The organism is Aequorivita aurantiaca, assembly GCF_030410135.1.
In the GTDB taxonomy this organism is placed as follows: domain Bacteria; phylum Bacteroidota; class Bacteroidia; order Flavobacteriales; family Flavobacteriaceae; genus Aequorivita; species Aequorivita aurantiaca.
On record NZ_JAUGQQ010000002.1, the window covers coordinates 185,375 to 198,919 of the forward strand.

General features: G+C 39.0%; 11 protein-coding genes. 2 read left to right on the plus strand and 9 right to left on the minus strand.

Going from position 1 to position 13,545, the window contains the following annotated elements; all coding sequences use genetic code 11:
* Window positions 1-3 precede the first annotated feature (3 nt).
* From QRD02_RS04190 to QRD02_RS04215, 6 genes are all read right to left on the minus strand, one after another.
* Window positions 4-1,350, minus strand: coding sequence for a DEAD/DEAH box helicase (locus QRD02_RS04190; RefSeq protein WP_290253663.1), 1,347 nt, complete (start codon window positions 1,348-1,350; stop codon window positions 4-6).
* 113 nt (window positions 1,351-1,463) lie between these two features.
* On the minus strand, window positions 1,464-2,702 hold the full coding sequence (locus QRD02_RS04195) for a peptidoglycan-binding domain-containing protein (protein WP_290253664.1): 1,239 nt from the start codon (window positions 2,700-2,702) through the stop codon (window positions 1,464-1,466).
* 245 nt (window positions 2,703-2,947) lie between these two features.
* A complete protein-coding gene (locus tag QRD02_RS04200) occupies window positions 2,948-4,501 on the minus strand; it encodes a DEAD/DEAH box helicase (protein WP_290253969.1) in 1,554 nt (517 codons plus the stop codon).
* A gap of 96 nt (window positions 4,502-4,597) precedes the next feature.
* The gene (locus QRD02_RS04205) at window positions 4,598-4,819 is read right to left on the minus strand and encodes a VF530 family protein (RefSeq protein WP_290253970.1); all 222 of its coding nucleotides are present in this window, start codon (window positions 4,817-4,819) and stop codon (window positions 4,598-4,600) included.
* A 29-nt stretch (window positions 4,820-4,848) separates the two neighbouring features.
* Window positions 4,849-6,432: an SDR family NAD(P)-dependent oxidoreductase gene (locus QRD02_RS04210; protein ID WP_290253971.1), complete on the minus strand. Its 1,584-nt coding sequence runs from the start codon at window positions 6,430-6,432 to the stop codon at window positions 4,849-4,851.
* Between the two features lie 82 nt (window positions 6,433-6,514).
* Complete coding sequence (locus QRD02_RS04215) at window positions 6,515-8,617, minus strand: elongation factor G (RefSeq protein WP_290253665.1); 2,103 nt, start codon at window positions 8,615-8,617, stop codon at window positions 6,515-6,517.
* A 319-nt stretch (window positions 8,618-8,936) separates the two neighbouring features.
* On the opposite strand from QRD02_RS04215, the gene QRD02_RS04220 reads away from it, so the two are divergent.
* Window positions 8,937-9,170, plus strand: coding sequence for a YtxH domain-containing protein (locus QRD02_RS04220; protein WP_290253666.1), 234 nt, complete (start codon window positions 8,937-8,939; stop codon window positions 9,168-9,170).
* A gap of 60 nt (window positions 9,171-9,230) precedes the next feature.
* Here the strand turns inward: QRD02_RS04220 and QRD02_RS04225 are convergent, their stop codons facing one another.
* Together QRD02_RS04225 and msrA are read right to left on the minus strand one after the other, a co-directional pair.
* On the minus strand, window positions 9,231-9,677 hold the full coding sequence (locus QRD02_RS04225) for a cold-shock protein (protein ID WP_290253667.1): 447 nt from the start codon (window positions 9,675-9,677) through the stop codon (window positions 9,231-9,233).
* A 262-nt stretch (window positions 9,678-9,939) separates the two neighbouring features.
* The gene (gene msrA, locus QRD02_RS04230) at window positions 9,940-10,485 is read right to left on the minus strand and encodes a peptide-methionine (S)-S-oxide reductase MsrA (protein WP_290253668.1); all 546 of its coding nucleotides are present in this window, start codon (window positions 10,483-10,485) and stop codon (window positions 9,940-9,942) included.
* A 108-nt stretch (window positions 10,486-10,593) separates the two neighbouring features.
* Between msrA and QRD02_RS04235 the strand changes: the two genes are divergently transcribed.
* Complete coding sequence (locus tag QRD02_RS04235; protein WP_290253669.1) at window positions 10,594-11,244, plus strand: hypothetical protein; 651 nt, start codon at window positions 10,594-10,596, stop codon at window positions 11,242-11,244.
* A 12-nt stretch (window positions 11,245-11,256) separates the two neighbouring features.
* Here the strand turns inward: QRD02_RS04235 and tamL are convergent, their stop codons facing one another.
* Entirely contained in the window at window positions 11,257-13,524 is a 2,268-nt protein-coding gene (tamL, locus tag QRD02_RS04240) for a translocation and assembly module lipoprotein TamL (protein WP_290253670.1), read from the minus strand.
* Window positions 13,525-13,545: the final 21 nt, after the last annotated feature.

A 13,545-nucleotide genomic window follows, 5' to 3' on the forward strand; every position in this document is an offset into this window, starting at 1 on the left:
TCCCTATTTGCCTCTCTTATTTTTCCGAAAATTTTTGTCGCCGCGCGTTTTGGGCTTTTTATATTTCTGCTTTATAGTACGGTTGTAAGAACCTCCCAGGTTTTCCTTTTTGTTTTTTTCTTTCTTTTCGTGGAAAGCCGGTCCAGCTTCTTCTAAATTTTGAGGATTGTTAATTTCAATAATCTGCGGCTGTTCCTCGAAAGTAAGCTGAGTTGATACTTCAACTTCCCCGGGGAGTTGCATTTCCGTAATTTTTATTCCCATTAAATCCTCAATGGCCTGTTTAGCGTTTTCCTCGTTGGGGGTGTACAATAATATTGATGTTCCTTCCTGCTCTGCCCGCCCCGTTCTTCCAATGCGGTGCATATAGTTTTCAGGAAAATAGGGAACGTCGAAATTTATTACGTGGCTAATTCGTTCCAAATCCAGCCCGCGGGACATAACATCAGTTGTTACCAAAATACGCGTCTTTTCTGCATTAAAATTTTCAATGGATCTTATTCTGTAATTCTGGGTTTTATTGGAATGGATTACGGCCACCTCACTCCCAAAGAATTCATCCAAAATATCAAAAAGAAGATCGGCGCTTTTTTTATTGGGAACGAAAACGAGCACTTTTTTAAAATCGCTTTCATTTTGAAGCAGATATTTTAGCAGGTTCGCTTTTGTGTAAAAATTGGGAACCGAGTAGGCAAATTGTTTAATGGTTTCCAAGGGGGTTCCGCTAACCGCCACCGAGACGGTTGTTGGGGCAATAAAAAAATCGTGTATAAAAACATTCACATCGTCTGTCATGGTAGCGGAAAACATGATGTTTTGACGTTTGTTCGGGAGCAGTTCCAAAATATTGGTAAGCTGAAATCGGAATCCGAGATCCAGCATTACGTCTACTTCATCTATCACCACTTTTTTAATAGCCTTCAGTTGCAGTGCCCGACTTACAACCAAATCATATAATCTTCCGGGAGTGGCCACTATAATATCGGAACCTTGGGCAACATCTTCCTTTTGTCGGTTAATGTTGGTGCCTCCAAATACGCCTTTAACTCTTATTGAAGCATATTTTCCGAATTTTTCAATTTCCTCCACCACCTGGATAACTAATTCTCGCGTGGGCACGAGAACTAACACTCTTGGATTTATCTCTTTCGAAAATTTTAGGTCCTGCAAAATTGGAAGCATATATGCAAGTGTTTTTCCGGTTCCCGTTTGCGCTATCCCAACCATATCAGTCCCAGACATAATTACCGAAAATGATTGTGCTTGAATGGGCGTGGGTTTTTCAAAACCCAAATCGGACATGGCATATTGCAGCTGGTTGGAAATGTTGAAATCAGTAAATGTTTCCATTCTTGTTTATTTCCTGCAAAAATAGCGTTTCACGCACGAATTTTGACCATTTTTGAATTTAATGACCTCTATTTTAAAATATAAATAAATTTATTGATTTATAAGATTAATCGTTAATCGGCATTTGGGTTCATCTTTTTTAGAGCGTTGGTTGCATAATCTGCGCCGAAGTTAGCATTCAAATTCAATGATTCTGCGCGTCCCAAAGAGTACAAAACATAATCAACGCCCGGTTTGGAATAGCAAACAATCAAATCTGCCAAAACATTGTATGCGCCTTTTGTTTTTTTGGAAGTTGCATTCAAATCACCATAAGCCGCAGATGCAAAGGCCGAACAGTCCACCAATTTGTTTTGGTTATTGATGTAATTTTTCCCAGCGATAACTTGGCATCCTGCGGACCAATTGGAAGATCCAATTCCCGACCAGTGAATATTGATGCTGTTGTTCACCTCCAGACTGTTACTTCCTTTTAATGCAAGATCCTGAGGTGTAAGCGCATTATTTCTATCAAGGTCGCGAAGAATTATAACTCCCGCCGGGTCATAAGGCTTTAGTGCGCGATAGATTTTTTGTTCCTCGGAAATTTTATGCCATCCAAACCTATATTTATGCTGTCCTTCAACGAGTGAAGGCGGAATATTTTTCGAAACCATACCTTTACTCGGATCCGTGGAACCCCAGAATTTGAAAACCATACCGTTAACGAGCAATACAAAAAGATCGTCATTTGCCCGTTTAACTGCTTCAGCTTTTTCTTGATTTCGCCGTATTCCAATTAAATGGATTTCATCGGGGGAAAAGTTCCAATCCTTCACTTTTAGGGTTGAATATGTTTTAGATAGCTCGTTCACCGCTTTCATAATTGGTCCGGAATTTCTCTGATAATGTTCTTTCGAAGTATTCAACAATTTTATCCAATCACTGAATTCCTTGGATGGTTTCTCCGAAGACACACTGCCCCACTCTGCTGTTATTCCATTGTTTTTCCAACGCTGTATGTGCTTCATAGTTCCATTTCCCACTATGCCATCGGGCACCATCTGTGGGTCACCTTCTGGATCGATGGTTCGAATATATTCTTGAAATAGCCGTGCGGCAGATTGCGTAACATAATCAAAAACACCATCCACAACTCCCCGAGGCATGAAGCCTGCTTTATATAGAAATTGTTGCAGTTGGAAAACATCATTACCATTTTCTTGGCGAAAGGAGCGCCAACTGGTACGATCATCATCCCGAAAGGAAACGGCTGACGTTGTTAGCCCATCTTTATGGTAGGGCGCAAGATATTTTTTACGATCTATTGGGGTTTTGCCCAAATCACAGCTGCCAAGAAATAGTGTTCCCATAACATTCAATTTTAATTAGGATATAAGCACCGCAAAACCCATTATAGCTTCGCGATTGTTGGTGTAATCTCAATTATAAAAATGCTGAGGAGTGACTTGTTTTGAAAATTAAATTACATTTAAACCTAAATGATATTACTAATTGTAAATCATCTGGTTAGCATTTCAATTTTCACTTTTAAATGTATGAAATTAGCGCGAGAAAATCGCACTATCTTTAAAATTGGATAGAATAAAATAATAATTTAATCTTGGGGCGGATAGCCATGGATTTCTTCGAAAACAGCATCAAAATTATCGCGAAGATAACTTCGCAATTTTAGCCGATAATCTTCCTTTAGCCAAGTAATAAAATTATGTGTACTCTTGCTGATGCATTGCGAATATTTTTCGATACGATGATCAATATCATCCCCCAACATTTTGGCAAGACCAAGTGCATCATAAACATCTTCACTGTTTTCAATGCAAATGTGCGCATGCTGCTCAATGGAGCGTTCTAAAACCACTTTGGAGGATTCACCTTTAAATGTAGCCTCTTGGTACGTTGCTTTTATATCGAAATAAACCTCTTTGCTCTTACTGAATTCTGCTCTAAGCTTGTCAGGCATTTCATATCTGAAATGGCTTTCCAACTCATCGTCACTCAAAAGCCGATCCATATAATAATCCGGCGACCGAAAGATTGCATGCCAGTCCAGCGGCGCTTCCCAGGGTCCAAAACGTTGATAGTTGTTACCTAAATCAATAACAGAGAATTTTGACTTATTGTTCAGAATTCGCGAGCCGCGACCAATCATTTGAAAATAGAGCGTTAAGGAACGGGTCGCACGATTAAGAATAATTGTGTCTATGGTGGGCTCATCAAAACCAGTGGTCAAAATACTCACGGAAGTTAAAATGGCATCCGGGGTTTCCCGGAACCAGTTCAAAATTTGTTTCCGCTGTTTTTTTGTGGCTGTATTATCCAAATGCATAATGGGCAACCCTTCAGCCTTCAAATGATAATATACTTGAACGGAAGTATTTATCCCATTATTAAAAATCAAAGTTTTTTTGCCCTTGGAATGGTTTAGATAAGCCTGGTACAATTGGTCCAACATTCCCACTGCAGAATAAAGATCATCCGAGGACTTCACGGTGTAATCGCCATTGGAGCCAATCTCAAGCGAAGTTAAACCCATATTATATTGGAAAACCTCCACCTCGGCCAAAAATTCATTTTCTATTAACGATTGAATACTTTCACCCACAATCAGTTCCTGATAATTATCCTTCATAGGCAAATTTCTGTTCGAACTTAACGGCGTTGCGGTGACCCCGAGAATAAAGGATTTTTCAAAAAATTTGAAAAGTTTGGTAAAGGAATTATAGTGCGCCTCATCAATTATAACCAGTCCAATGTCTGAAATATCAAGTTTGTTATCGGTCAAACGGTTATTCAAAGTTTCGACCATTGCCACAAAACAACTGTATTTTTCTTGGTCGTCCAGGTTGGCGGTACTATTTACGACCTTGTTCACCACGCCGAAACTGGTTAACATTTCAGAAGTCTGCTTACAGAGCTCCAAACGATGGGTCATTACAAGCACTTTTTTGTTGTGGTTTTTTAGATATTGACGGACAATTTCAGAAAAAATCACCGTCTTTCCGCCGCCAGTCGGTAATTGATAAAGTAAATGGTAGTCGTCCGGCGCCGTTTCGAACTTATCAAAAATTTTATCTATTGCTCCTTTTTGATAGCTGTATAACTCCTTGTCTGTTTTCTTTTCTTGGATTGCTTCCTTCGCCTCGATCATAAATGGCCAGTTTTTTTTGGATTGCAAAAATACGTCCTTTTAAAGGTTTTGGACGAAGAAATAAAGGAATAATTCCCAAATGAATTTTAGCAATTGCTATTTCTGCTTCGTTTTTAAATAAAGCTGTTCCACTTTTTCTCGGGCCCAAGGTGTTTTCCGAAGAAAAGTTAAACTGGATTTTATAGAAGGGTTACTGTTGAATGAATTGATCCTTATTTTCTCACCCAGAATATCCCATCCATAATAATTGACAAGAAACTCAAGCATTTCCACGAGTTTAATTCCGTGCAGTGGGTTATTGGGCTGTTCCTTATCCATTTTCATTCATAATCCGTTTTATGTAGAAATTACCAATCTATGGGCCTATAATCCTTTAAAAATTTACCGCTCCAGTGTTTGCCAGTGTTTATCCCGTCAAATAGTGGATCCATTACACGGGCAGCACCGTCAACAATATCCAGCGGGGGTTGAAAATCGTGAAGTTCCATTTTTCGTTGTGCAAGTTCCACGGGATCCTCATCGGTTACCCAGCCCGTATCCACTGCATTGATATAGATTCCTTCTTTGGCAAAACCTCCTGCCGCAGTATGCGTTAACATATTCAGCGCCGCTTTTGCCATATTGGTATGTGGATGACGATCTTCCTTAAAAAACCGATGGAATTTTCCTTCCATGGCTGAAACGTTGATTATATGTTTTTTCCCTGTATTTTTCTTTTTCATTATTTCTCCCAAACGATTGCACAGTACGAAAGGTGCAATTGAGTTTACCAATTGAACCTCAATCATTTCTGTGGTTTCAATTTCACCAAGCCTTAAACGCCAACTATTTGTTTTTCGAAGATCCACTTGTTGCAAATCAGCATCCAATTTGCCTTCAGGAAAAACTTCTTTTGAACTTAAAGAATTGTCAAAGCTATAGGGAATTTGTGAAAGTTTTGCGGAAGCACGAATTCCTATTCCTGGCTCCGCGCCGTGCCAAGTTACCGGAATGTTTTTATTTGAATTTGTGCCTATATCTGCGGTTAGGGTTTTCAACTCCTGAAGGCAATTCATATGGTCTTGCAGCAGGTGCTTCACAAATTGAGGGTGTTCATCAAAAGGCATTTCTTCCTTAGCCATCAAATGTTGATAAAATCCGGCTGGCCGTCGCACCGTTTGGGCAGCATTATTTATTAGAATATCTAGGTTTTCATGTTTCTGCTCAATGTAATTGCAGAAAATTTCCACACTCGGAATATGTCGCAAATCCAGTCCATGGATCTTCAATCTATCTGCCCATTGATGGAAATCGTCCTCCTGCGCAAAACGGTAGGCCGAATCCGCCGGAAATCTAGTAGTTGCCACCACTGTAGCACCGGCGCGCAAGAGCATTAACGTGATATGATATCCTATTTTTAATCGGGAGCCGGTAATTATGGCTAGTTGTCCGGTTAAATCTGCAGTTTGAAACCGCTTGGCATAATTGAAATCTCCACAATCGGTACACATGGTATCGTAAAAGTGATGCAGCTTTGTATAAAGCGTTTTACATACGTAGCAGTTTCGCGGGGTTTTCAGTTCCAGTTGCTTTTTGGAAGATAGCTCCGAGGTTTGTAATAATTTTGGAGCCACAAAAATTACGTTTTCACGAGCGCTTCGTATTCCCGTTTCTTTACGCGCGGTTCTATCTTTATTGGCTTGTTTTCGTTTTTCGGCTTTTTTGGCGTCCTTTTTTCTTCGGGAAAATTCATCGCGATCGGGACGGGAAAGTTGCCCCGAAGCCTTTATTAATGCCGTACGTTGATCTTTGGAAATTTCGAATATTTGATCGGTATTTTTATTTAGATGCTCAAGAATGGAGATGCATCTTGCAATTTCTTCGGCGCTGATTTCTCCGTTGGAAGTATTTCTATCACTATTCTTAAAATTTTCATTTTCGCAAACTTCCATATCAGAAACCGGGTGTGCCATATTAAATTTTCGGCAAATATAGTCACAGTTTGAATGTGCACAATTAAAATTTTATAAAGCCTTAATGGCCTACTAACTCCTTCTGAACGTTGGTGGGTACGGGTTGGTAGGATGAAAAGGAGGATTTGAAGGTTGCCCTTCCTTGGGTTAAGGACCGTAAATCCGTGGAGAAACCATATAATTCCGCTTCGGGAGTTAGGCATTTTAACACCTGATAACTATTGTTGCTTTCTATTCCCTGTATCATGGAGCGTCTAGCTTGCAGATCTGTCATAACATTTCCAACCATTTCCTCGGGAACTTTTACGGTCAATTCCAAAACAGGTTCCAAAAGCTTCGGATTTGCATTTAGAAATGCATCCTTAAAGGCATGTGCCCCCGCTATTTTAAATGAGATGTCATTTGAATCTACGGAATGCATTTTTCCATCGTAAACCATCACGCGCACATCACGAATATATGAATTTACCAAAGGGCCGTTTTCCATTACCTCCAAAATGCCTTTCATTATTGAGGGTAAATAGCGCTGATCTATCACTCCGCCCACTATGCAATTATAGAATAAAAGTTTTCCGCCCCAGGATAGATCAATTTCCTCTTTTCCGCGAATGTTGAAACCTTGTGGTTCTTCCATATTTTGGGTCCAGGGTTCTATTTTTAAGTGAACTTCTGCGAACTGTCCCGAACCACCCGACTGCTTTTTATGGCGATAATTAGATGTAGAAGACCGCTGGATTGTTTCGCGGAAAGCAATTTTCGGTTTTTCAAATCTTGCTTCCACGCCATAAATGTGTTTTAATGCCCATTCAATGGTAGCTAAATGAAGATCGCCTTGGCAGGACAGAACTAGTTGTTTTCCTTCTTTTGAAAAGGATATTGCAACAGTAGGGTCCTGACTGTGAATTTTTTTCAAGGATTCGCTAAGCTTTTCTTCATCTTTAGTATTTACTGCAAAAATCGCCTTTCTTACCCTTGGATGCGGAAACTTAATGGACTTCATTTGAATTGAATGATTTGGTGCCGCCAAGGTATCATTGGTCTCAGTGAATTTTAATTTTAAGGTTGCACCAATGTCGCCCACAGTTAGCTTAGTTACGGGGTGTCGTTCCTTCCCATCCATAATAAACAACTGGTTTATGGTTTCGGTTTCGTCATTTCTGAAATTGGTTAGTTTATCGTTTAATCGCACTTCACCACTCATAACCTTAAAAAAAGTAATTTGACCTAAGTTGGGTTGATATACTGTCTTAAAAATGAAAAGAATAGTGGGTCCTTCCTTGTGGGCGTTGATTTCTTTTCCCTCCACACTTTGCTCGGGCTTCATATCTGCAGCGGCGGGAGCAACATTGTCTATAAAACCCATCAATCTTCCCGTTCCCATATCCTTTAGGGCAGAAACGCAAAAAATAGGAAACAGCTCGTGATTCAGCATTCCAGCCTTAATGCCTTGGCGCATTTCATCTTCGTTCAACGTACCCTTATCAAAAAAAAGCTCCATCAATGTTTCATCATTTTCTGCAGCCTTTTCTATTAATTCGTTGTGAAGCCGGTTGGCCAATTCCTTTTGTTCATCCGGGATTTCAAGTTTTTCGGGTTTTCCTCCTTCTGGTGAAAATCTGTACATTTTCATTTTAAGCACATCTATAATGCACTGCGCTCCCTCTAGAGTTAATGGATACTGAATTTTAATGGCGTTGTTACCCACCAAACTTTTTATGCTTTGAAAACTTTCGTCAAATTTGGCATTGAGGTGGTCAATTTGATTGATCACAAATATGGTTGGCTTGTGATATTTATCGATATAATTCCAAATTATTTCGGTTCCAACCTCCACACCATGCTGCGCGTTTAGAACAGTTAGGATTGTATCAGAAACGCGAATTGAGGAAATTATTTCCCCAATAAAATCATCAAGGCCGGGCGTATCAATAATATTTATTTTATAATTACGCCATTCTGTGTGAAGTGGGGTTGCGAAAATTGAATTTCCCCTTTCGTGTTCCACTTCGTGATGATCAGAAACAGTATTTTTATTTTCAACGCTACCACGGCGATTTATTAGGCCGGCCTCAAAGAGCATTGTTTCCGCAAGTGTGGTTTTGCCACTATTGTGGGCACCAACAAAAACTACGTTTTTGATGTGTTTGTCGTCATATATTTTCATCTGTCAGGATTTTTTGTTTAGTATTTTCAGATGCAATGCGCCAAACATTTATTGTGCAGTTTGGACTTGCGGTTAACTGTGAATCATAAGGTTATATAAGATTTGATTCTTAAAGATAGGAAATCTAATTCTGTAAATATATTCTTCATTTAAGATAATGTAAGTAAAATTGACAACGATTCGTGGTATTATCTAAAAGGATTTTATGAATCCTTTATATAATTTAAAGTTTTAGTATTAAATAAATACTAAAGTGTTTGAAAACCACGCGCGTGGTGATGCAAAGCACTATCTTTAAATAAATTTTAAAAAAAACAACATGAACAATAAAGGAAAAGGATTATTGGCATTGCTGGGAGTAGCTGCCGGTGCATTTGCGTTTTGGAAATATAAAAACATGACGCCACAGGAAAAACAAAATCTTAAGGCTAAAGCAACCGAAACGGGCAATAGAATTAAGGAGAAGGCAGGTGAAGTTCAGGACACCCTTTCAGAAAAATATGACCAACTTAAGAATGCCTCGAAGAGAGAAGCTAATGACATTACCCCATAAATATTTGGTTATTTAAAAAGGAAAATCCCGCCATTGGCGGGATTTTTTTGTGGTTTATAGTTAAACCTTCGTAACCTTTACGGCGTTCATGCCACGTTGGCCTTTTTCGAGTTCAAAGGAAACTGCGTCATTTTCAGAGATTTCATCAATAATACCGCTAACGTGGGTGAAATATTTTTCGTTGTTTTCATTATCAATAATAAATCCAAATCCTTTAGAAGAATCGTAAAATGAGACAGTTCCCTTTCTAACGGGATTGAAGGCTTCGCGATCGCTTTCATCCTTCGGGGGGATTCCCAAGACAATATCTTCCGCATCAATTTCAACTTTCATTGATGGATCTGGCGGCGTATCCACCAAGTTTCCGTCAAAGTCCACATAAACAAAATCGCTGCCCTGCGTTTTATCTGCTTTTCGGGCCTCTTTTTTCTTTTGCTTCTCCTCGCGTTTTTTTTGCTTTGCTTTTTCCTTTTCTTTCTTGTTATATGTTTGCTGGGATTTTGCCATAAATAATTTTGTAAAATAAAAAAGTCATCTCCAAAAAGCAGATGACCTTAACTTAGTTCTATGCGTTATGCTTTTTTATCGGTTTATCTACTGGTTTTTTTGTTAATTACCACTGGAAGAGTACAAAGATACAGTAAATTAAGACTTTAAAAAACTAAAAGATGAAAGTATTATTCTAAGTTTTAAGCGAAGTGTCAATTAATGGCAGTTTAGGTTGAGAAGTTTAATTGTATTTCGAAAATATCAAATTTAAAATTTTCCATTACAAAGATTTTAATTTATCCGAATGCATTTTCCGCAATCGCGCCAATTTGGGTGAAATAACGGCGCTACAATAACCTTGGTTTTGATTATTTGCATAATAATTTTGATGATTATCTTCTGCAGCATGAAAGTTTTGTAATGGACTTATTTCAGTAACTATAGGGTTCTCATAATACGGCGCCATATCGGCAAATACGGTTTCGGCAGTTTGTTTCTGATTTTTATCGTGAAAAAATATTACCGAGCGATATTGAGTGCCAATATCCGCACCTTGTTTGTTCAACGTGGTGGGATCGTGCGTGGTCATAAAAACAATCAAAAGATCATCGAAAGAAATTATTGAAGGATCAAATGTAATTTGCACCACTTCAGCATGGCCCGTGAGGCCTGAACAAACTTCACGATATGAGGGTGTTCCCGGAACGGTGCCTCCGGAATAGCCGGAAACTACTTTTTTAACGCCATTAATCTCATTAAAAATTGCTTCGGTGCACCAAAAACAGCCACCTCCAACAGTCATTTTTTCGTATTCTTTACTTTCCATGTTTTTGAAATTTTTGCTATCAAAGATACTTACTGTATTTTCGACGCGATTCAAATTAATGTTAAACCTAAAATTTTTCGGGAGTGCTTTATTTTTTTTGGAATATTAATGAAATTTATATCTTCGGCAAATCTTAATGCTAACCATATGTTTACAAGACTATTTCTTCTTTTTACCATTCTCTTTTCTTATTCTGCTCTATTTTCCCAAGAAAGACCCATTGAAATAATTGAAGAAACTAAAGCCAACAGGCTATTTTTATATGCGTTAAACAAAAATGAACGCGATTTGGATGTTTCCATAACCATTGAAGGTAAAAATTTTAGGCAAAGCAAAAGTGTGCCGAGGGCTGTGAGAGTTCCTGCAGCCTCAAAAGTTATGGTGGCAAATTTAATTGTGGAAAGGGACAAAAAGGCGCAGTATACATATAAGCTAAATGTTAGCGATAGCCTTTCCCCCCGAGCTTTGCGGAAGGATTTCGAACCAATTAAAATTGAACCGCGAAAAAAAATTGTTATTTATATGCCGGAACAGTGCAAAAGTTGTGACAGTATTGTGAACAGTTTAAACAACAGTCATTATCTATACACTACCTATAGTTTTGCGGAGAAGCCAGAACTGAAATCACAATTGGCCCCCGCCTTTTCCAATGCCACGGTGAAGATTGATTCAATCACTTCGCCTATTGTAAGTTTAGGGGGTGTACTGCACGTTAAAATTGAGGACTATGATCAATTGTTGGCGGAGCTGAACAAATAGTAAGTTTAAATTTTAGAATGGATAGCCAATTCCAAAATTGAACACTGTTTCCTTTACGTTGAAATTATAACTTTTTGGTTCTGCGGGATCGTGAAATGGCGCCGCAAAATCAAACCGAAGCACAAATCCCTGCACATCAACCCGTAGGCCCACACCTGCACCCATTCCCAATTCATTAATAAAATTGGAGGTAAACTTGTCCTGGCTATCATATTCCGGATTTGCTTTTGAATTCCAGATATTTCCGGCATCAGCAAAGACCGCACCCTTTAGGAATGAAATTATGGGAAATCGGTACTCAATGTTTGCCTCCAAACGAATATTTCCTGTTTGGTCATAAAAATTGTTCTGCGGATTGTCCTCATCATTATAAGTGCCCGGCCCCAAGGAACGAATTCGGAAAGCACGTACGCTATACGGCCCACCGGAATAGTACTGTTTTACATACGGCATTACATCGGAATTTCCGTACGGAAGGCCATAACCGCCGAATAATCGCATGGCTATTACCTGCTCTTTCCCAAAATTAAAATGATACCTCAAATCCGCATCTGCTTTGGCATATTGTGCATATTCCAATTTCAAGAAAGATTTTGAGCCCATCTCATTCTCTTTCCCAAACAGACTGATACTATTTCCGGCTACGTCCAATGTGGCGTTCACAAAAAACTGGTTCTTTTTGGCAGTATCAATCATCCCATTATAAGTGAATGAATAATTGAGGCCGGAAATAAATTGTTGTTCGAAACTTCTTTTCAGAAATGGATTCTCCTCCAGTATTTCCTCAAATTCGGGTGTGGTGTTTGAAAGATTTGTATAGTTGATGGAAATAGGAATAATTTCGTGCGTAACATATCGATTGGCCTGCCATATATAGCCAAACTGCGCCGTGGCGGAAAGCAACGCATAAAGCTTAGTACGGCTTAAATAATCAATACCCAGACTTGTTTTCGTTTTTGGAATGTCATACTCAAAAAAATCGGTATTGATTTTTATGGGAAACAGTACACGCGGAAAAATCAGCTCAGTTTTAAAGCCCAAATCCAGACTTGTTTTGCCGCTATTGCTTTCGGTACTGCCGCCAGCCTGCACTTCGTAACCAACATTAGCTGAAATATTCAATGTTTCGCCGCCCAGAAATAAATTTCTATTGCTATAGGTAAGGGCCAAACCGGGACCGGCAAAATTGTTGGATTTTGAAACCGCCTGCAACTCTGCTCTAATAGCGCGTTTATTTAAAGGAGAAAGAAAAATGTTTGCTTCCAAAATACCCAGGGTGTCATTGCGCAAGGAATCTATTTCCGAATATTGAATATTTACAAATTTATAAGCACCAATGGATGAAAGGCGCCGGGCCGTATTCCTGGAGGTTTCAGGATTGTAATATTGGTCTTCTTCCAAAGTGATATAAGGATCAAGATATTTCGGTTTAAAAAAATGGTCACTGTTCACGAAATTTTTTTCATTGAAGCGAACCACATCTGTAATTGTTGAATCCTGGGCGTCATATTTGGCGTACACATTTATTTTTTTTATTTGATAGGGAACCTTGGATTTCGCGGGAGTTTCATTCTTAAGGCGCAGAAATAAATCAAACCTTCTTTTATCATATTGATTGGTATCTGCCTCAAAAAGTAAAAATCCGGAATTGAAATTATAATAACCTATTTTCTTTAAATCGTTATCAATGCGTTCGCGCTCCAATTTCATGTTTGAAAGGTCAAAGCGCATTCCTTTAGTCAGTTTTGTGTTGGCAACACTTTGTTGGATTGCTGTGAAAATTGGCTCCTGAAGCGTGTCCACCTGATAACTGGCAATGGTATACGGGGAGGGCGCGGTAACGGAGTATTTTACAGAGGCTTCCTGTTCCTTCTCCTCAAATTCCGAAGTGGCCTCGCTATAGAAAAATCCGCGGTTTTCCATACGATTTACTAAAATTTCTTCCACTTCATACGGTTTAACATCACTTTGATAAACCGGTTCCTCCCCTATTCTTTTATATAAAAAACGGTTAATGAATCCCGGTTTCTCCTGTTGCATTTTGTAATAATAATAAAGGCCGGGGCGCATTCCCAGAAATTTTGAATTAGGCTCTGGCCGTAACGCCTCCTCCAATACGGATTTTAGCTGCGCCTCATTTTTGATTACCGAATCAGCTTTTATTTCAACTTCGGCTCCTGTGTAAAGCCGTTCTCCTTCAGGAATGAACTTTTTCACCGAGCAGGCCTGCAGTGTTAGCAAAACTGCGGAAATAACCATTATATTAAAATTTCCTTTCATCAATCTTTACTATTTTTTACC